14 protein-coding genes and 1 pseudogene are annotated in these 18,588 nt (G+C 51.2%); 9 read left to right on the top strand and 6 right to left on the bottom strand.

The genetic code is table 11. From position 1 onward, the window contains the following. Window positions 1–94: 94 nt before the first annotated feature. From GRI36_RS12265 to GRI36_RS12255, 3 genes and pseudogenes are all read left to right on the top strand, one after another. On the top strand, window positions 95–1,603 hold the full coding sequence (locus GRI36_RS12265) for a LytTR family DNA-binding domain-containing protein (RefSeq protein ID WP_160598716.1): 1,509 nt from the start codon (window positions 95–97) through the stop codon (window positions 1,601–1,603). Between the two features lie 61 nt (window positions 1,604–1,664). Then, window positions 1,665–2,168: pseudogene (locus GRI36_RS13900) on the top strand (IS6 family transposase); the annotation flags it as partial. A 117-nt stretch (window positions 2,169–2,285) separates the two neighbouring features. Continuing rightward, window positions 2,286–3,806 (top strand): tetratricopeptide repeat protein, encoded by a 1,521-nt coding sequence (locus GRI36_RS12255; protein ID WP_160598715.1) that lies wholly within the window; start codon window positions 2,286–2,288, stop codon window positions 3,804–3,806. Between the two features lie 51 nt (window positions 3,807–3,857). Here the strand turns inward: GRI36_RS12255 and GRI36_RS12250 are convergent, their stop codons facing one another. The 6 genes from GRI36_RS12250 to GRI36_RS12225 all read right to left on the bottom strand — a co-directional run bounded on the left by GRI36_RS12250 (window position 3,858) and on the right by GRI36_RS12225 (window position 9,863). Further along, window positions 3,858–4,550 carry a cistern family PEP-CTERM protein gene (locus GRI36_RS12250; protein ID WP_160598714.1) on the bottom strand — a complete coding sequence of 231 codons (693 nt, stop codon included), beginning with the start codon at window positions 4,548–4,550 and terminating at the stop codon, window positions 3,858–3,860. Window positions 4,551–4,870: 320 nt separating this feature from the next. Next, window positions 4,871–6,790 (bottom strand): asparagine synthase-related protein, encoded by a 1,920-nt coding sequence (locus GRI36_RS12245; RefSeq protein WP_160598713.1) that lies wholly within the window; start codon window positions 6,788–6,790, stop codon window positions 4,871–4,873. Further along, window positions 6,787–7,752, bottom strand: coding sequence for a hypothetical protein (locus GRI36_RS12240; protein ID WP_160598712.1), 966 nt, complete (start codon window positions 7,750–7,752; stop codon window positions 6,787–6,789). The genes GRI36_RS12245 and GRI36_RS12240 overlap by 4 nt, the downstream gene beginning before the upstream one ends. Then, window positions 7,749–8,642 carry a 2OG-Fe(II) oxygenase gene (locus tag GRI36_RS12235; RefSeq protein ID WP_160598711.1) on the bottom strand — a complete coding sequence of 298 codons (894 nt, stop codon included), beginning with the start codon at window positions 8,640–8,642 and terminating at the stop codon, window positions 7,749–7,751. Before GRI36_RS12235 ends, GRI36_RS12240 begins: the two co-directional genes overlap by 4 nt. A 14-nt stretch (window positions 8,643–8,656) precedes the next feature. Then, entirely contained in the window at window positions 8,657–8,944 is a 288-nt protein-coding gene (locus GRI36_RS12230) for a PqqD family protein (RefSeq protein WP_160598710.1), read from the bottom strand. 13 nt (window positions 8,945–8,957) lie between these two features. Further along, complete coding sequence (locus GRI36_RS12225; RefSeq protein ID WP_160598709.1) at window positions 8,958–9,863, bottom strand: hypothetical protein; 906 nt, start codon at window positions 9,861–9,863, stop codon at window positions 8,958–8,960. Between the two features lie 156 nt (window positions 9,864–10,019). Between GRI36_RS12225 and GRI36_RS12220 the strand changes: the two genes are divergently transcribed. From GRI36_RS12220 to GRI36_RS12195, 6 genes are all read left to right on the top strand, one after another. After that, a complete protein-coding gene (locus GRI36_RS12220; RefSeq protein ID WP_160598708.1) occupies window positions 10,020–10,169 on the top strand; it encodes a hypothetical protein in 150 nt (49 codons plus the stop codon). A gap of 157 nt (window positions 10,170–10,326) precedes the next feature. Further along, window positions 10,327–13,623: an FG-GAP-like repeat-containing protein gene (locus tag GRI36_RS12215; protein ID WP_160598707.1), complete on the top strand. Its 3,297-nt coding sequence runs from the start codon at window positions 10,327–10,329 to the stop codon at window positions 13,621–13,623. Window positions 13,624–13,754: 131 nt separating this feature from the next. Then, window positions 13,755–14,969 (top strand): RHS repeat-associated core domain-containing protein, encoded by a 1,215-nt coding sequence (locus tag GRI36_RS12210; protein ID WP_328598389.1) that lies wholly within the window; start codon window positions 13,755–13,757, stop codon window positions 14,967–14,969. 573 nt (window positions 14,970–15,542) lie between these two features. Continuing rightward, the gene (locus GRI36_RS12205) at window positions 15,543–16,583 is read left to right on the top strand and encodes an RHS repeat-associated core domain-containing protein (protein ID WP_235902257.1); all 1,041 of its coding nucleotides are present in this window, start codon (window positions 15,543–15,545) and stop codon (window positions 16,581–16,583) included. Window positions 16,584–16,588: 5 nt separating this feature from the next. Then, window positions 16,589–17,047: a hypothetical protein gene (locus tag GRI36_RS12200; protein ID WP_160598704.1), complete on the top strand. Its 459-nt coding sequence runs from the start codon at window positions 16,589–16,591 to the stop codon at window positions 17,045–17,047. 223 nt (window positions 17,048–17,270) lie between these two features. After that, on the top strand, window positions 17,271–18,143 hold the full coding sequence (locus GRI36_RS12195) for an RHS repeat-associated core domain-containing protein (RefSeq protein WP_235902255.1): 873 nt from the start codon (window positions 17,271–17,273) through the stop codon (window positions 18,141–18,143). Window positions 18,144–18,588 lie beyond the last annotated feature (445 nt).

Genomic DNA, 18,588 nt, shown 5'->3' with positions numbered 1-18,588 from the left:
TGGGCCAGCTTCCGCAGGGGGTTTCGCCTGAGTGGTCGCCTATTTCCCTTAAGCGGTTATGTGCGGCGGCGTGCACTTGTTCTATGGAGGGGTCATGCTGATCATGACCCTTCGAACGATCATTGCCGGAATTCTGTGTCTGAGCTTTCTCTCCGCGAGCGCTCATGCGAGATCCTTTATGGACTACGAGGAGGTCGCCGTTTGTCCGGCTCTTTCTGACGAACATTCCCCTCCCGATTTCTCAGGCCCCAATTGCGAAACAGTTTCGGCGTTCGAAGTCGATCCGCAAGAAGCACAGATTTGGATCAGGGGTAACATTCGGCTGGAGAATAGGACCGGTCCTGAAAACCAGCCACTCGCGCTGTTCGTATCGGGAAAAATGGCTAGCGAGGTTTACCTCAACGGCGAGTTCATTGGACGAAATGGCAGGCCAGGGATCGATGCCAATGACGAAATTCCGGGACTTATGGATGCGACCTTCTACCTGGATCAATCGCTACTGAGGGTGGGAAACAACGAGGTTTTGATCAAGGCGTCTTCACATCGAGGATACCTGCACCTTGAGAACCCCATTCACATGATCGCGATCGGAGTTTCGCGTCCGCTGACCGATGATTTTTTGCGGCATTACGTACCGTCTCTCCTGACGCTGGGAATTTTCATCCTTGGCGCGGTATTCTTCGGAGTTATGGGCCTAATCGGACCAGCGCGCAGACAAGCGATCACATTCAGTCTAATGTGCCTTTTTACCGCCGGGCAGCTGGTCGCAGAAGTGTACCGCGGGATTGATCCTTACCTATATCCGACTCACGATTTCCGCTTGGCAATGATTGTCCTGTTCTCCGCCAGTTTCGGCCTGACAGTAGCCTTTCATGTGCTTAGCACATTCAGGACAAGTTTCCTTTTCGGAGCACTCGTCGTGACCTCAGCGCTTACAACAATGACCGTCTACTTGGCGCCCGGATTTGACCAGAAGGCAGAGTTTGGCATGCTGGTCCCCATGATGGTTAGCCTGATTGCGACTGGCTTCTGGACATATCAGCGCATAAATCGAGCATTCGTTTACTTCCTGATTCTGGCCACTTTCGTGACAGCCATCCTGGTGTTCCCGTCGCTATTCCTTGATCGCATATTCTATTATCTTGTTGCTGCATTCCTGCTGTTGCTTTTTGTTGAAAAGGGCTTCGCACTGGCGCGCGAAACGCGCGAACACGCTTTGGAGGCGCGGCGTGCCGACCGGCTTGCGCTTGCGCTCGAGCAGGCAAATGAACGCGACGACGGCAGCGAGATCGCGGTTTCCAGCGCAGGCAGGATCGATCGTATTAAGACGAACGAAATTCTCTTCTGCCGGAGTGCTGGCGGCTATGCCGAAATGGTTTTGGTTGATGGTCGTGTGATCTTGCATTCCGCCACATTGTCGGAACTGGAAGAGACGTTGCCGCAGACATTTCTGCGCGTGCACCGGTCATTTTTGGTCAACTCCAAATTCGTGCAAAAGCTTGACCGCGACGCAGCAGGGACGGGGACGTTGACGCTGGAAGATGGCGCCGCAGTTCCGGTTAGCCGCCGCATAATGCCGCAAGTAAGGCAGGCCTTGAGTTGATGGCCGATGCGTTTCTCGAAAATGATGCGTCGGCCTTCTGTTCGCTGCCGATGTGAAACCCCAGCGGATCAGCCGCATGTGGGGTTTTCGCGAATGGAAATGGCACTTCGATGAGGTCTATGTGAAGATCAATGGTAAGATGCATTACCTTTGGCGAGCGGTCGACTAAGAGAGTGAGATCCTCGAGAGCTACGTCACGAAGAAGCGGGACAAAAAGGCGGCGCTAGGCTTTATGAAGAAGGCCCTGAAGCGGCATGGTCCAGTGGAGCGGATCGTTTCCGACGGGCTCAAATCATACCCTGCAGCAATGCGTGATCTTGGTAATCTCGATCGCCAGAAAGTAGGGCGGTGGAAGAACAATCGGGTCGAGAATTCGCACTTACCGTTTCGACGACGAGAGCGAGCGATGCTCAGATTTCGACAGATAAAATCGCTATAGAAGTTCGCTTCCGTCCACGCCAATGTCCATAAACACTTTAATTCCCAACGCCATCTAATCGACAGACAAACTTACAAGACCGCCCGCTCGGCTGCCCTGGCTGAGTGGCAAAACCTTATGGTCTGACGAATGTTGGGGAAGGGGAAAGATTTGCCAATCGGAGACAAGTTGCGGTTAGACTGACAGCAGCAGCAAAAGGCTAGCTTCACAGAATTTTTAGAGGCGCTTGGTATTAAGCAGCCTATGAAAAAGCAAATTCACTATTTCGCACCCTTGCTGGTGCTCGCTTCTCTGTCCGCTTGCGGTCTTGAGCCTCAGGAACGGTATGAGAGAGCTCAGGAGAGCTTTGCCCAAAGTAACTTTGAGGCAGCGCGTCTTGATCTTGTCTCGGCGCTTAAAGAACAGGCGGGAGATAGCAGATTACTGACGCTATTGGCCCGAACCCAAATTGCGATGGGAGACGGTGAGGGTGCGCTGCTCACACTTGATACCCTTGGAAAAAGCAGTTCGAAACCAGATGATTTTTTGGCGTTGCTCGCAGAAGCAGAGGTCCTGCGCGGACAATTTGATCAAGCCCTCGAAATAGTGGCTGGGGAGCAAAGCACATCTGCGTATAGGGCTGCGGCACTTGCCCATATCGGACTTAAGAACGTAGAATCGGCTCGGGAAGCAATCGATTCCGGTCTGGCGATCAACGCTGAAGATGCCGCGCTCTTGGCAACCAGCGCTCGGTTCGAACTGGCTACTGGTAACAGCGACTTGGCCCGTCAGCGCGCCGATCTCGCGCTGAAAGTTGCGCCAAGAATGCATGATGCGCTGTTGGTTGCGGCCCAAATTTCCGCATCCACCAACCGTCTATCGGCAGCTCTGGCCGCTTATGATCAAGGGCTGAAGGCCCACCCGGCAAGTATCGAGATACGGATGGGAAAAATTGCGACGCTGGGCGACCTTGACCGGATTGAGGAAGCATCGGGATTGCTTGACGAAACAGTCAAAATGGCTCCCGAGAATGACAAATTGCTATTCCTTCAGGCCCGCCTCGCAATCGAGAACTCCGATTGGAATAAAGCGCGCTCGCTTCTTCAAGACAAAGAGAGCCTCCTGCGAAATAATCCCAACATGCAGATTATCTATGCTCAGGCTCTGTTGGAACTGGGCCAAGTTGAACAGGCACGAACATGGCTTTTGCCAATTGTTCGTAGATATCCCGGCCAGCGATTTGCGCGCCAGTTGCTAGGCGATTCCCAATTACGCAGCGGGGACGCGAGGGATGCCTTTGCAACTCTCAGAATCTTGGCGCAGCGGCCCGATGCGTCACCACAAGAGTTAGGTCTTGCAGCTAAGGCGGCGCAATTGATCGGAGATCCGCTCGCAAAAGACTTTAGCGACCGCGCCAAACTTCCCGCACCCGAATGGTTTGGTGGCGAGATGGCTAAGGCCGACGCCGCGCTCCGCAATGGCAATTGGGCCCTCGCATCGAAAAGCTATCAACGCATTGCCGATCGTCTTGCGCGCCCAAATGCGATGGTGCTCAATAATCTCGCTTACGCCAAAGGTAAGCAAGGCAAGCAGCAAGAAGCCGTCAAACTCGCACTGCGCGCCGTCGCAGTTGACCCGGAGAATGCATCGGTACTCGATACTGCTGGCGTACTTTTGATTGAATCAGGAACCGATCGCCAGCGTGGGAAGGCATTTCTCATGAAGGCTGCAAACCTTGCACCGGAGAACCGCGCAATCGCGCGGCATCTCGCACAAGCACAATAGCTCTGGTGACAAAAAAGCCCCGCCAATTCAGGGCGAGGCTTCTCGATAATACTAGTTAGGTGTCAGGGCGTTACGGCGACGGCGACGTATCAAGCCAAGCCCCATGAGTGATGCTGCAAACAAGCCCAACATTCCCGGCTCTGGAACCGGAGTTCCGCCGCTGGTGGACGTGCTGGAGATCTGTTTGCCGCTTGCAGAACCAATCCCGTCAACGCCAGTAATTGACTGATAGCGAACGAAAAAGTCATCCAGTGTCAGGGAGCTAATTGGACCTGTGAATGAAAGGCTGAGCGAGCCTGTTCCGGTTCCGCCCGCGGTGACACCGCCTTGATTGCCTGCGCAAGAATTGCTTGCGCCTCCTTTGAAACAAACATCAACGGTACCGATACCATTCGGGTAAGTTGAATCTAGAACCGTAAAATTGTATGTTCCGCTCGACGAAGCGCCGATGATGTCAGGGTTGGTATTAAACGCGAAGCTCGAAATGCGTGAACCAACGGCCCCATCCGTGGTGTTATTGACGACATAGTCAAATGTATATGTGTCAGATGACGCGCCTGTGAGAGTGAAGGTCGTTGACGCTGTCAGATCGTCGATCACGATGCCGTCGGCGAAACCATCATAATCGATCGTAAAGCTTTCGCCGATGTCGTTTTCATCAAGCATGATCGGCTCGGCAAGAGCCGGGCTAGCCAAGGTAGCAGCCAAGGCGGCAAAGACGCTGAGTGCAAAGTTCTTCTTCATCGCAAACCCCGAGTGGAAAGACAAAAATTGGTTTACAGAAAATATAGCAATAGGTGTGCCAAGTGAGGTTTTCCGCAGGTGATGATGGTTAAGGTCGTTCCCAAGGTGCCGGCTTTGTAAGTTTTCCCGACACTCTCAAAGGCGCTGTCAGAGCAAATGCCTGTGCTGGCGGAGCGAGGTATCGTCATCTGCCACGAGACAGTGCGGCACTAGTGGAACCGGTTACAGACCCTCAAACCTAGAAAACCGCCCACTCAGCCGTACTGGCTGAGTGGCAATTTCTTGCTGCTGAACTCAGCTCAACCTTACCACACGACTTGCTAAACGGCCTTGTTTTCGTTCTCGTAACCAGAGCTCATGGCCGCGAGCATGCAGGTTCGGAGAATGAATTTAGGGGAAATAACGCGATGAGGAGGAGCGCTCAATTCCATATCAATCAAATGATCGCAAATTGGTTCTTTGTGAACGAACGAACCTAAAATGCCCTTGTCGAATGCCAAATTCAGATCATCGATCAATTCCATCCGGTCACGGAATATTTTTTGATGTATGGTCGGTACCGTGGCACCCGCTTTATCATGCCTGAGCCGGACGATATCAGGTAACAAGCCGATCATAGCTTGCCTTATCATGCGGCGCTCTGAACCGCCTCGCAGTTTCTGCTCGACTGGTAAATTCAAGCAAAACTGCAGTAGCCTGATATCCAGAAGAGGGTATCTATAATCTACGCCATAGCTCGCAGCGCCCACCGCTGAGTCTTCGAGCCTATAGACGACATGCGGAGACTGGATGACATCGAGCTCCCGCTCGGCAACAGTCCCCTTTAACTGTCTTGTCGGATTGACGAACGCTCGCTGCGGATATCCTGTTCGTCGCGCAAAATCACTTCTTAATCCAGATGCCATCAACGCGATTTTGCGGTTTGGCTTTGGTCGTCTGAAACCACTGATGATCCTGTCTAACAATCCCAATCTTTGCCTGAGATATGTTGCCCAACGTCTGGTAAGACTTGCTTTCCTTATCCAAATTTCGTGCCGTAAGGTCTGCCAATCTTTCTTAGCTTTGCAATCCTGCTCCCAGCCGCTGCCATGAGAGGTGACAAGTTGATCGCCGCCGAAGCCTGACAGCAGAACCCGAATATCGTTTGCTTTGAGAGCATCGAAGATTTCCTCGCTCCCCAAAGAGAGATCGCTTCGCGCTGGGCCGGAATGGACCTTCGATGCTCGCCGTAGGGAAGCGGCAATTCCCATTCCTCGCCCGTCAGCCCATCGGTGATTTATGAGAGGATTCATCTCACAAACACTACGGATAAAAGTGCTCTCGTCGGCATATGGGTAGGCTTGGCCAATATTGTCGGCTGGCATAACATGTGACCATGCCTCAATTTGATCACCGCTTGGCTCAACCAATTTCGAAGCGATCACAGCAATTGATGTCGAGTCTAGGCCTCCGCTCATCTCGGTTGCCAAGCCAGAAATCCTCCTCATACGGCAGCGCACGGCATCAAACAGAAGGTCACGAAACTCGGCTATATACTCTGCATCGGTCCGCTCGACATGTTCATGCTTCAGTTCCAATTGCCAATACCGCTGGGGTTCGTGGACATTGATTTCGATGGCCATCCAATGCGCCGCCGGAAGCATCGCTATCCCGCGATAGGCTGTGCTCGTAACGTCCACTTTGCAAGCCAGCAACGTGTCGGCGATCCACGTCTCATCGAGCGTTCTATCGACCCACGGCAACGCCAATAGAGCCGCTTGATTCGATGCGAAGGCGAAAAATTCCTGATTGGATGCGATGAACAGTGGACGGACGCCCATCTGGTCCCTGATCAAGTACAGGTGATTGGCGGAGCGGTCCAAAATCGCGATCGCAAAATCCCCGATCAGATGTTGCCCAAGTTCGGTTCTATACTCCGCGAATGCGCGAGAAATCAGATATTCATCGGTGGTATTCTCGTCCAAATCGATCGAGAGTTTCGATGCTAGGTCAAGGCGGTTGTCAATGCGGCCATCGAATATGACCAGTAAATTTTCATCGCTTGCGGAATTGAACGGCTGTTGCGCCAGAGGTGACTGTGGGACATTGAAGCGATGTTTGCAGCCTATCAGCCAGCGCTCATTCCAGATCGCTTTACATCTATCGTCCGGCCACAAACGGGTTGCTTCAATGATCGCTGACTCTGCCTCTTCCGGGACTGCCGTGTCTGACAAGGCTAGGATGCCGAAAAGAACACTCATTCAGAAGCGCCAAAACCGGATGGTTTGGATCTCATTCGTGAGTAAGATAGTTGAGCAACTGCTAGTACCTTTGAATGCTTCTGCGCAAATTCGTCAATTTGTGATTGTGGGGTGGGTTCATAGGCTTCGACAGAGCTTGTTTTGCTCTTAGCATAGGTGCTGCCGTCCCACGCAGGAAAGTTCTCTTTTTCTGCGGCACCAAAAAACGTCAGTATATGCGGAAACCGATCCACCAAGTCATTGAAATTAACGGTATTTATTTGCTCCATCCCACGGTTGCCAATCGAAAGTGTCAGGCAATATTGATTTGCCAAAGACAACTCTATCGTCCGGCTATCGAAAGCATCAAATTCCTTTAGCAGGGGCAGCCTGTGAATTAGGCCTGGATCGAGGACAAACGGCGGTTGTTTGCGCAGCAATGATTCCAGGACCGCTGCCGGATCACGGTATAGCAAAAGAAATTTTGCATCACGCAATGCTCGAGTAACGCTTTCGACGTGAACACTCATGAGGCTGTTGAACTTGATGACCAGCCTTTGTTGCTGGGTAGCGGCCCAATTTTGCCATTCTGCAACTGCTTTTGTGAAAGCTAATTCCGCCTCTTGTGATGAGATTGGCGCAAATTCCTGCTTGTCTAGAATGTGACAAAATGCTGGTTCGCTCAAGACGAGCATTTCCCCGAGTTTTTTTATGTTTTGGCACAGCAATGTTGAGCCGCAGCGAGCCACATGGAAAATGCACGCTGAACGATCAAACGAGCGGGTGCTAGCATCGAAAGACTCCAGCCAGTCCTGGAGTAAAACTATCTTATCTGCGGCGTGTTTGCTCGGGAGTGCTTGGCGGAAAAACGGGCGTGATAAATCTATCCGAGCGGGATTGATCAAACGGACAAATACCCGTCCGCCAACACATTTGAACGACACTGGCAGCAAGGTGCCTGACGATACCAAGGAGCTGCTCATCTTCCTGGCTTGCATGCCACTTTGCGGACATGGCCGGCAATCGCGAAACGCCCATCGGCAAATTTTTTGCTGGTTTGCCTGACTGGGACCACCGCGTGATAATACCAACTTGGAAATGCGACTAGCCGATTGGGCTTGGCCGCAATTTTCGTAAAGCTTTGTAGTTGGTATTCATCTTTTTCAATGTCGCTGTCGAACACAAGCAGATCACCGCCTGTAAAATTGCTCGGTACATTGCTGAAATAATATAGCCACGTAATGGCGCGACCGGCAGCTGCGAACTCGCTTCTATTGTCAGTATGGACCCGAAAGAAGCCACCTTCCACATGGTTTGTAATTTTGATTTCTTGAATATCGACTTGGAACTGTTCCAACCCCAGATCGCCGGTCATTTGTGCGATATTCTCTGAGATATGATTGATAAAATGATCGCGCATAAACTCGAACTTGTGAAAGACTAAGGTTTTGCGCTTGTCCGGATCATACTGCGGCTGCTTACTGTTTATGTTTGCATCGCGAAACGCCTCTTTGTTCGCGACCGCATAGTCCAGCAAGCCCTTCTGGTCTTTCGCGTCTAGAAAGCCATCAATCATAATGATCGGAGCAATCTTGGCTCCGTTGGCAGTCGGTACCTCGACTGGCGTTACGTTGTTCTGGGACATCCGACGGACGGCAGATCCGCCCGCCATGCGTTGATAGTTGAGAAAGGCTTCTCTCGCTTCTTTCAAGAAGCCGCCGCGACGACATAGATTTGCGCGGGCTAGCCAATGCTCTTGATTTTCAGAGGTCAATCGGATTTTTTCGTCAAGCTCTGTCAAAAATGCGCGTATGAATTTCGGATCACTTAATTGCTGCAAAATAGCAAATTCTGCTGCGGCTTTCGAATGCATCAGCTCGGCTCGAACTACTTGGTTAATTCTATCAGGGTTACTTCCTGCAAGCCGCTGAGAAAAGCATACAAATCTTGCTCGCATTCTTCCGGCGCAACATCATGTCGAGCACACAATATCTTGTGAATTTCGCCGGCATTACGGTTTCCATCAATCAAGCCCCAGATGGCGCTGCCTTGGCCGTTCAATTCGATGAATTTGCCATTGTCGGTCGACATCAAGATGGTCTTTTGCTCGACTTCTGTTTGGAGGACCGAATCCGGTTTTGCGAAAACAGATTCTTCGCGAATTTCTAACGTCATCAGGCTATCTCCCTTAGCCGTGAGTTCCGGCTAATGCGCCTTCAACGAGGCTGCAAACTTCGTCAATAGAGTTACCGGCACTGGGCCGTGTCAGATGATAGGCCGGGACTTGTTCAGCCAGTAAGCTCCATTTCCTCAGAGCTTCGGGTAAGCGGGCTTTGCCTATAAAACGCTTGCGAAACGTTTTCTTGTGCAAGAACCGCACTGTTTCCGCTGCATTCAACTTCCTGATCTGGGGGTGGATGGAGTCGGAAATAGTCAAGAATACAATCGCATCTAATCGCTTTGGTCTATCGCAATAGCTCTCTCCCAATTCTCGCGCAAATTTGTCCGGTTTCAGCCTTAATTCAGTTGCACCGTCTGTAGAGAGATTGAGCAGTTCCAGAGAGGACCGGAACAGCTTGCCTTGCGGATAAGAGGGAACAGCAATTGGTCCGTTATCTAAATTGATGAGAGTAACGTCGTCGCTTATGATGGAATAACCCTGCAGGACAAATGATGCGGCTGTCGTTGATTTGCCCGCACCGCTGGTGCCGCACAAAGTGAAAGTTGTCGCCCCACGCGTAACGCAACTGGCGTGAAGGACAGTTTCTTGGCGTTGGTGCAGGATTGCCGCTGCGCAACTGCCGAGCAAATGCAAATGAAGTGACTGCATGTCTGCGCCGGCAGCCGGCTCGACGGTAATCCGCTTTCCGTCGCATACATGGAAACGGCCGATGCCAGGAGCAGACAATAGCAACTCGTTTTCTGCAAATTCACCGCCCTGAAGGATAGCTTCTGGGTCGGTCAAATGGCTCGGTACAGCGCCTAGCGTAATTGACAGATCCACGTCATCATAGCTTTTCTGGGCAAGTTGCGGAAATTGGATTTCTGACGATATGCGCAAGCCATAGGCCATATAAGTTGTGCGCATTTTCATTAAATTGGTTATCCATCCACCCCTTCGATACTAGGCTCTTAGCTCTAGCAGTTTGCAACATCTAGGCAATTTTCGCTTGCAAGTTCTCGACTCTTCAGTCTTCTGTGCAAACACAGCCCGCATGACGGGCATGCTGAACGATTTGGGGGGTTCACTATGGTCGAGCAAAAAAAGAATGTTGCCGAGAAGACTGATACAAAGGCAGTCTGGGAAAAGCCAACTTTGACCGTCTTAGGCGGCACCGAGTCTATCAAGGGCGGTCCGGGAACCGATGATGAAGGCTTCGATTCCTTCACTGCTTCTTGATCACATTTTTTGATTTTTCCCGGCTTTAGCGCTCTTTTTCGAAAGGGGCTTTAGCCGTGTCAGATTGCTATTTACCTATCCTTGCGATGATCTGACGGATTCACCTGCGTCTATCTATGTTCGTAAAAATTCTTCAGGAATCTGGAGTCGATGATTCTTGCTTGACCTAGGCTACCTCAATCAACCTCAAGAACGAAACAAGCCGAATTATCGGCTGTGGGTTACACTTGCTTTTATCGCCTTTCTGGCGGCCAACTTCTGGTTGGGTTCCCGCTATCCCGCGTTGAACGAAAAAGCGATGATGGGCGGGGACACGCCGGTCGCGGGATTATCCTTTGATATTCTGTTCGAAGTTTTACCAAACAGCGGAATCCTCTGGGAATTCACGGCAAACGTCGTCAACTGGATCAACACTAATCTGAAAGGTATGGCATTCGGAGTATTGTTCGGCTCCGCAGTTCTGACCTTGCTTCCGCTTATCCAGCGCCGTTCGTTCGATAACGGTTTTGCAAACTCGGCCTTGGGTGTTGTTATTGGCGCCCCTTTGGGGGTGTGCGTGAATTGCGCCGCACCAATCGCCTTTGGTCTCCATGCAGGCCGGATGAGGCTGGAAACGACCCTGTCCGCTATGCTGGCGTCACCCACATTGAACGTCATCGTCGTGACAATGAGCTTCGCACTGCTGCCGTTTCATCTGGCAGTCATTAAGCTCGTTCTCGCGCTCGCGCTGGTCTTGCTGGTGGTTCCACTCTTGTGCAGATATATATTGAAGAGTGAAACCGACTCTACTCGCCATGATGCAGTCAAGGTTAGCAATGCAGCATCCCCAACCGGATTGACCGCATGGATCGCTAAAGTGTTGGCGCCGGCAGAGGTGGAAAGTGAGAAGCAAGGCTTCGTGAGTTCGATCCAATGGTTTGTAAAAACCTATGCCAGAAACCTGTTTTTCATTTTCATTGTCACAGTTCCGATGATGCTCGTCGCAGCGGCGCTTGGCGCAGTTGTGGCAACGCTTACTGATCCGGGCGAGCTTACTCGTGCGCTTCCAGGCAGAGGCGCATTTATGATTATATCAGCAATGATCCTGATCGTGTTGTGCGCCAGCTTCGTTCCCGCTCCGATCGCGCTCGATATCATCCTCGTAACGGTTTTGCTGCAAATCGGAATGCGAACCGAATATGCAATGGCCACATTAATCGCGCTGGGTTCATTTAGTGTCTATGCGTTCTTCATTCTCTGGAAAGCGATTTCCCTGAGAACGGGCATAGTTGTCTGGGCTGCAGTTATTGCACTGTCGATGGCCGGTGGAATCTTGGTGAAGGTCTCGCATTCAGACGTATTGCAATATTATCAGAACAAACAGATCGAAGCCATCCAGGCAGTCGATGGCATAGATTGGCCAACACTCCATGAGCTGCCACCAGCGGTTTCACTCGCGGATTTGAGACCGACGATAACAAGCCAGGCAATTCGTTCAAATTCAGTGCCTGCAAGCTTCCAGAGCAGCAACGGTAATTTGATTTCCCTTGCCAAGCTTGAATTATCAGATGGGGTTCGGACGACGGAAGCCGAAGGCCCAGCCTTTTCTCGCCTCGTGGGCACTCAGATTGGTTTGATGGAAAAGGGGGTGAACTCGCCAATGCGAGAGCTGGGTTACCAGGCAATGGGTGGCGCAATTGCCGCCGGTGACCTTCACGGAGATGGTTGGACTGATTTGGTCGTCACACGCCCTACGCATGGATTGGGTTTGTCGGTGTATGCCAACGTTGGTGGAAAATTCGTCAGGCAAGAGCACGACCTCGGCGTGGTCGATGACAGCGAAGTATTTAATCTGGCGCTGGCGGACCTAGATGGCGATGCCCAGTTGGATATGGTCGTTTCAACCATCAGAAACGGGGACTTCGTATTTTACAATGACGGCGGAAATTTCACTGCCGAGAAAATGACCGTCTTGAACGAACCTAGCCAAGCAACATTGGCCAGCATCTCCTTTGCCGACCTCGATAGTGATGGTGATGTTGACATCCTTAGCGGCCGTTGGGGGCCAAGAGGAGTAAGCGAAGGCTGGGGCCTGCGGCCCGAGCATAATCGTAATCAGATCTTCTGGAATCTCGGTGGAGAAGATTTTCGTGTTGAGGAGCTGCCTGGAGTAGCCGGGCAGACTCTTACAACCCTGATCAGCGATTTCGACCTCGACGGTCAGTTGGATATTTTCAGCGGAGACGATGCCGGTGCAACCGACTTGGTCACGTTTCTCGGAGAAGGGGGAGCAATCCGATCATTTGGCAGGGAAGAGCAACCATTCCCTTACTACACCAATAGCTCGATGAGCTATGCGCAGGGCGACTGGAATAACGATCTCATCATCGACTATTACGCGGTTCAAGTTGCCCAAAGCGATGGCGAGAGTCGCGATCGGAGTGCCGATAATCGTACACTCTTCAATATCTGCACGCAATTTGGCGAAGACATCGGATGGTCCGAAAGCGAGGTTCTGAAATGCGCTAGTGAATTGCTTTCAATTGATCAAATCCGCGATGGACGGAACATGCGAATGCTGCATGATTGCGGTACATCCAGTCTTGCCCGCGACCGAGCGATCTGTGGCGCTGCGTCTACGATCAGAAGTTTGGAAAACCGATTTCGCAATCCGAAAGGTGATCGACAGCGGTTTGAGAAATGTCATGCAGCCCTCCGTACGATCCCTGCACTTCAAATATACTGCGATTCTCTATTACTTCCGGCGGCTAAGCGCATGCCCAAAGAGGAGTTTGAGGAGCTTTATCGGCCATCATTTCAGAATGGAAACATGCTGATGATGCGCAAGACCCCTGATGGGGCTTTCGTTGATCTGGCGAAGGAAAAAGGCATTCGAAGCCCCGGCTGGGGATGGAACGGGCGTTTCATCGACCTCGATCAGGATGGCTGGAAGGATATTCTGGTGATGACTGGAATTTGGCAAAAAGCTGCGGGCTCGATGACTAACGTTTTCTATCGAAACGATGGACAGATGTTTGAAGATGCAACCGAGTCATATGGGTTCCAAGATGTTGTGCCCTCTTACAGCTATGTCTCGTTCGATTTTGATCGTGATGGCGATATCGATGTTTTCCGCGACAACAATGCAATGCGGATGATTGTGCATCGGAACGACAAGCCCGCCGGTCCAGCTCTTTGGGTGAACTTGCGCGACTCTCACGGGAACCGTCTGGGACTTGGGGCGCGGGTGACTATTTGTGTGGACGGAGAAACAACAGTCAGGCCCGGTCGATGCCAAATGCAATTGGTCGATGGTAGCGGAGGGTTCAAGTCTAGTAGGCCGACCGCAGTGCATTTCGGCTTGGGCAAGGCGCAGCAAGTCTCTCTTATCGAAATAAAGTGGTTGGATGGAGAGGTTTCAACGATCAAACCAACTAACCTCTTGGATGGCGAAATCACAATTTCCCGCAACTAGAAAGTCAATTCTAGCCAAGAAGGCGCTCAGGCGGCACGGTAGATAGAGCGTCACCGACGGCCATCGCTCTATCCCGCAGCTATGCGAGATCCAGCAAACCTATAAGCCTCCCACTTGGTTACCCCGGCTGAGTGGCAAAGCCTTATGGCCTGAGAAATGGTGGGAAGGATCAGAGCAATGCCTCGCTAATCACCCATGCGTTTTGGCAGGGCGGACAAACCTCGCGCAGAATGCGCGACAGCTCCGCCCCCGATGATTTCTTCTATCTCGATGCGGCCAAACGTCTGGACGAGATTTTCACCAACCACCCCACCGCCACTTATGATGTGCGGCGCAGCTGGACGCTTAATCCGGCGGGGCAGGTTGCCAATGAAACGATGAACAACAATTTGTTTGCCGATGATCCGTTGCCTGTGGCCGATGTGGCCTACACCCCCAACGGGCTCAACCAATATGCGCAGGTGAATGGCTTTGCCCAGACCTATGATCTGAACGGCAACCTCACTATCAGCCGACAGTCGGACGGGCAGGGCGGGACGCTTAGCACCAGCTTTGTGTATGACACAGAGAACCGCTTGGTCAGCGCATCGGGCCAGAACAATGTTGACCTGCGCTATGATCCGTTTGGCCGCCTGTATCAGGTGACCGACAGCGGCAGCAACATCACCCGCTTCCATTATGATGGCGACGCGCTGATTGGCGAATACAACGCCTCCGGCACTCAGCTGCAGCGTTACATCCACGGTCCCGGCGCAGGCGATGATCCGCTGATCCGCTATCCCGGCAGCAGCACCGCCAGAAACGACGCGCATTACCTTTATGCCGACCGGCTTGGCTCGATTGTGCAAGAGGTGAAGCGCGACGGCACGGTCACCGCCATCAACAGCTATGATGCATACGGCATACCGGGCGCAAGCAGCGGAATTAACAATCTGGGCCGGTTCCGCTATACAGGGCAGACTTGGATGCCGGAGCTGGGAATGTATTATTACAAAGCCCGCATGTACTCACCGACGCTGGGCCGGTTTATGCAAACCGATCCGATTGGGTATTCCGATGGGATGAATATCTACGCCTATGTTGGTAACGATCCGGTGAATGCGGTGGATCCGACTGGGTTGAGAGAATGTCTTGATGGCGACGGGAGCACAATAATTTGTGCCGATGCCCCAACTTGTGGCGCAGGTGAAGTGATGGTCTGGGCCACTGACGATAGCTATGGTTGTGCCAGCGCAAACGATCTAAAAACGCCTTTGGATCCCTTCACGGGGAACCCACTTGATGGCCCAGATTCAGGGGGGGCGGTGGAGATGACGATGAGGAGTCAGAAGCTTGTAAATCTCTAAGAGAGACAGCAGAAGCACTACGAGACGATGTGCCCGATTACCTTGACGGAAATGACAATTGGGAAGATATTCAATTGCTGATAGCTTACCGTGATCAGTTTGCTAGAGACGCAAGGAGCTTAGAATGGGCTGACGACTTTTCAACTGTTGCAACAGTATTTGAAGGTGGGGCGATAACAGCTGTAGCTGGTGGTGCGGCCATAGGTGCACTGGCTGGTGGAACTGCAAGCGGGCTCGCTTGGTTCGCAAGTGTTAAGCTAGAAACAAATAGAGCTCAAGTTAGGGCATTGAATGCACGACTAAAATATCTCGTAAGTTGTCCGTCATCAAGGTAGCGTTATGAAGTTTAATGAAACATATTCATCATTTAGAATGGCAACGTACTACTGGTCGCAAACCCTGTTTGTACTTTGCCTTACAATGTATTTAATATCCGGCGGGAATCCTCCTCATTTTTTCATTGAAAAACTGTACCTCCTTATAATTTTGACATTCCCCGTCGCGGCATTATGCGGTTTTTTGGCAAGTATTCTCAAGTCACGTGCCAATCGTAGCGTTTGAGGATATATGTACATGGCGGCGTCAGGGATCCTGCGCATTCCCTTAGGCCGCCTTTATGAAATTACCGAAAGCGGCAGCAATATCACCCGCTTCCATTATGATGGCGACGCGCTGATTGGCGAATACAACGCCTCCGGCACTCAGCTACAGCGTTACATTCACGGCCCCGGTGCAGGCGATGATCCGCTGATCCGCTATCCCGGCAGCAGCACCGCCAGAAACGACGCGCATTACCTTTATGCCGACCGGCTTGGCTCGATTGTGCAAGAGGTGAAGCGCGACGGCACGGTCACCGCCATCAACAGCTATGATGCATACGGCATACCGGGCGCAAGCAGCGGAATTAACAATCTGGGCCGGTTCCGCTATACAGGGCAGACTTGGATACCGGAGCTGGGAATGTATTATTACAAAGCCCGCATGTACTCACCGACGCTAGGCCGGTTTATGCAAACCGATCCGATTGGGTATAGCGACGGGATGAATATCTATGCCTATGTTGGCAATGATCCGGTGAATATGGTGGACCCGAGTGGGTTGCAGGGTAAGGGGTGCGTCGAAAGTCCAAATAGCAGGATTCGTGATTGTTCCGCTCGCGACACCGCGGAAGATTTTCTTGGCGAAGGTGCTGCTTTGGAGAAAGTGTTAGCGCTTACCGCGTACTTGTTGGGCGAAGCAAATCTAAGCGATACTGCGAATGCAGTGTCCGATGCTAGTGATCAATCTATTCTTGGGAATGACATCGATGATAGCCTAACAGAGATCATAGTTTTAGGAGAAATTGAGTCCCTAAAACTTGTTTCGCGGGAAGGCGAAGGTAGAAACGAGTGGATCGTTTTGCCAACGCTAAGTCGCGATGCGCTTTGGTATCAACTTAAGCTGCTTGGTGGTACCGAGCATAAGCCTAAAGAGGGCGTTTGGGTGTTGACCTTGACGCCAAACTTGAAAGTCATTTACAGGAATTCAACAAAGAAGAATAAGCCAAAAACACTGGAATTTCAACGAGGCACCAAGAATGATCGGCAGTTTGAAAAATTTAGATTCTCATATTGAGGTGAATGATGCTTTATCTGATTGAAAATTACGAACTTGCATCATATCCCGAACGTCATAATTTGCCAGCCTATAAATTCAATTCACTGTTTGGACCAAAATTCGCTCTAAAGTTTATCGCTGAGTCTTTAGGTAGTCCATTGAGCATAGAAATTCTTGACTTTGATGATGGGTCTGTTTCGACAATTAGCGACCCAATGGCTATAGATGGTTCAGGAGATTGCCTTTATATTATTTATAAGGATCCAGCTGATTGGATATATTTATACTCAAGTGACTTAGACTATGGCGTGTTATATTCAAACATAAATTTGGAGAAGGTGGTCTCGCCTAGAGAAATGCTCCGTGCCAGTGAAAACTTTGTGAAATCCAACGAGCGAAGGTTAACGCTTCAGCCGGAATATTATGATGCTTCAGTTCTTCGCAGTTGGGCACGTATTATGGGAGTAAACGGAGGCGATTGATGCCCAAATGGATGCAAGCATCAAGCCCATTACTTCAAAAAGATTAAAAATGGTCAATATATCACCATAAAATCAGATCTCGGGATAGCTATTAATTATTTAATATAGCTTACCGATCATCTCTCAGCGAAGCTCCGCCATATGGATTGTAATCCGACCGGGGCAATTCTTCCCTCGGTCCAAGGGCCTGCGACTGCAGCGGCACTGCAATAACCGGAGCGCTTTGCGACTGGCCCAGCCTCAGCAGCCCAGCCGCAATCACCGGCGCGCCAAAGATGATAAAGCACCCTGCAACAACCCGCACCCCCTGCCGCCACTCCAGCCGGCCAGCCAGTCGAACGGTCCCGGCGCAGGCGATGATCCGCTGATCCGCTACCCCGGCAGCAGCACCGCCAGAAACGATGCGCATTACCTCTATGCCGACCGGCTTGGCTCGATTGTGCAAGAGGTGAAGCGCGACGGCACGGTCACCGCAATCAACAGCTACGATGCTTATGGTATTCCCGGCGCAAGCAGCGGAATTAACAATCAGGGCCGGTTCCGCTATACAGGGCAGACATGGATACCGGAGCTGGGAATGTATTATTACAAAGCCCGCATGTACTCACCGACGCTGGGCCGGTTTATGCAGACCGATCCGATTGGGTATTCCGATGGGATGAACGTTCAAACATATGTTGGCAATGACCCCGTGAATGGCGTGGATCCGCTTGGGCTTTGCCGTTTTGAGTTATGGGGAATGGTTAGGCGAACCTATGATCAGGACGGTAACGAAATTGGGGAACCGGAAATACTCTATACCTATGCAAAACAGGTTTCAGAATGTGAAAGTTCTGGTCTTTTGGATAAAGCACTATTCAAAGAACTAGAACGGCATGATACATCTTACAGCAAAATTCGAGCTGTTGTTAGGCAAAACCCTGACGGCTACTCTGACCCAACGACTGTTACAATATGCACCATCGGAGGCACGGCAATACCAACTGGATTGGCAACGATTTATGGGGCAAATACCACGCTAGCGATTTACAATCGATTAAAGCCAGCTGGGCCTGGTACGCGTATATACGGTGATGGTAAGGGCTCGCGCATTTGACAAGTTCTAAAAGGTGCAGCCGGAAAAGTATCGAGACCAAGTCCAACTAAGGGTAACTGGGTCGGAGTGGTTTCGGGTTTGGCGGTTGGAGGGGCGGGAGCCCTTTTGATGGCACCTCATGTCGAAGAGGTATGCTCTGTGCTTTCAAACGGCCAGGCTTAGGAAGGGGTAACAAATGCACACTCATATTAGGTTCATGATTTTTTACCTTGCTGTAACCTCGTGTTGCTTTGTATCATTGATGTTTGAGCGTTATGTATTTGATAGCCTCAGAGTGTCTATAGCTGTAGGTGTTATATGCTCAATGCTCCCATATCTCTGGGTTACATTCTATTTGCGTGATATAATAAAACGATGATCACGCTTTTTTTCAGTTTAGCTTAATTCACTTTTTGATTAACTAGGATCAGCGAATTCTATCGCCCCTCCCGATCATCCCTAAGCG

It is taken from the genome of Pontixanthobacter gangjinensis, from assembly GCF_009827545.1.
GTDB classification, from domain to species: Bacteria; Pseudomonadota; Alphaproteobacteria; order Sphingomonadales; family Sphingomonadaceae; genus Pontixanthobacter; species Pontixanthobacter gangjinensis.
Note: the sequence above shows the minus strand (reverse complement) of the source record. Positions and strands in the feature narration are given on the sequence as shown.

Excerpts from the sequence above, each read along its gene's own strand:
- GRI36_RS12265 (WP_160598716.1), top strand. The coding sequence starts at position 95 with ATGCTGATCATGACCCTTCGAACGATCATTGCCGGAATTCTGTGTCTG.
- GRI36_RS12255 (WP_160598715.1), top strand. The coding sequence starts at position 2,286 with ATGAAAAAGCAAATTCACTATTTCGCACCCTTGCTGGTGCTCGCTTCT.
- GRI36_RS12250 (WP_160598714.1), bottom strand. The coding sequence starts at position 4,550 with ATGAAGAAGAACTTTGCACTCAGCGTCTTTGCCGCCTTGGCTGCTACC.
- GRI36_RS12245 (WP_160598713.1), bottom strand. The coding sequence starts at position 6,790 with ATGAGTGTTCTTTTCGGCATCCTAGCCTTGTCAGACACGGCAGTCCCG.
- GRI36_RS12240 (WP_160598712.1), bottom strand. The coding sequence starts at position 7,752 with ATGAGCAGCTCCTTGGTATCGTCAGGCACCTTGCTGCCAGTGTCGTTC.
- GRI36_RS12235 (WP_160598711.1), bottom strand. The coding sequence starts at position 8,642 with ATGCATTCGAAAGCCGCAGCAGAATTTGCTATTTTGCAGCAATTAAGT.
- GRI36_RS12230 (WP_160598710.1), bottom strand. The coding sequence starts at position 8,944 with ATGACGTTAGAAATTCGCGAAGAATCTGTTTTCGCAAAACCGGATTCG.
- GRI36_RS12225 (WP_160598709.1), bottom strand. The coding sequence starts at position 9,863 with ATGAAAATGCGCACAACTTATATGGCCTATGGCTTGCGCATATCGTCA.
- GRI36_RS12220 (WP_160598708.1), top strand. The coding sequence starts at position 10,020 with ATGGTCGAGCAAAAAAAGAATGTTGCCGAGAAGACTGATACAAAGGCA.
- GRI36_RS12205 (WP_235902257.1), top strand. The coding sequence starts at position 15,543 with ATGGCGGCGTCAGGGATCCTGCGCATTCCCTTAGGCCGCCTTTATGAA.
- GRI36_RS12200 (WP_160598704.1), top strand. The coding sequence starts at position 16,589 with ATGATGCTTTATCTGATTGAAAATTACGAACTTGCATCATATCCCGAA.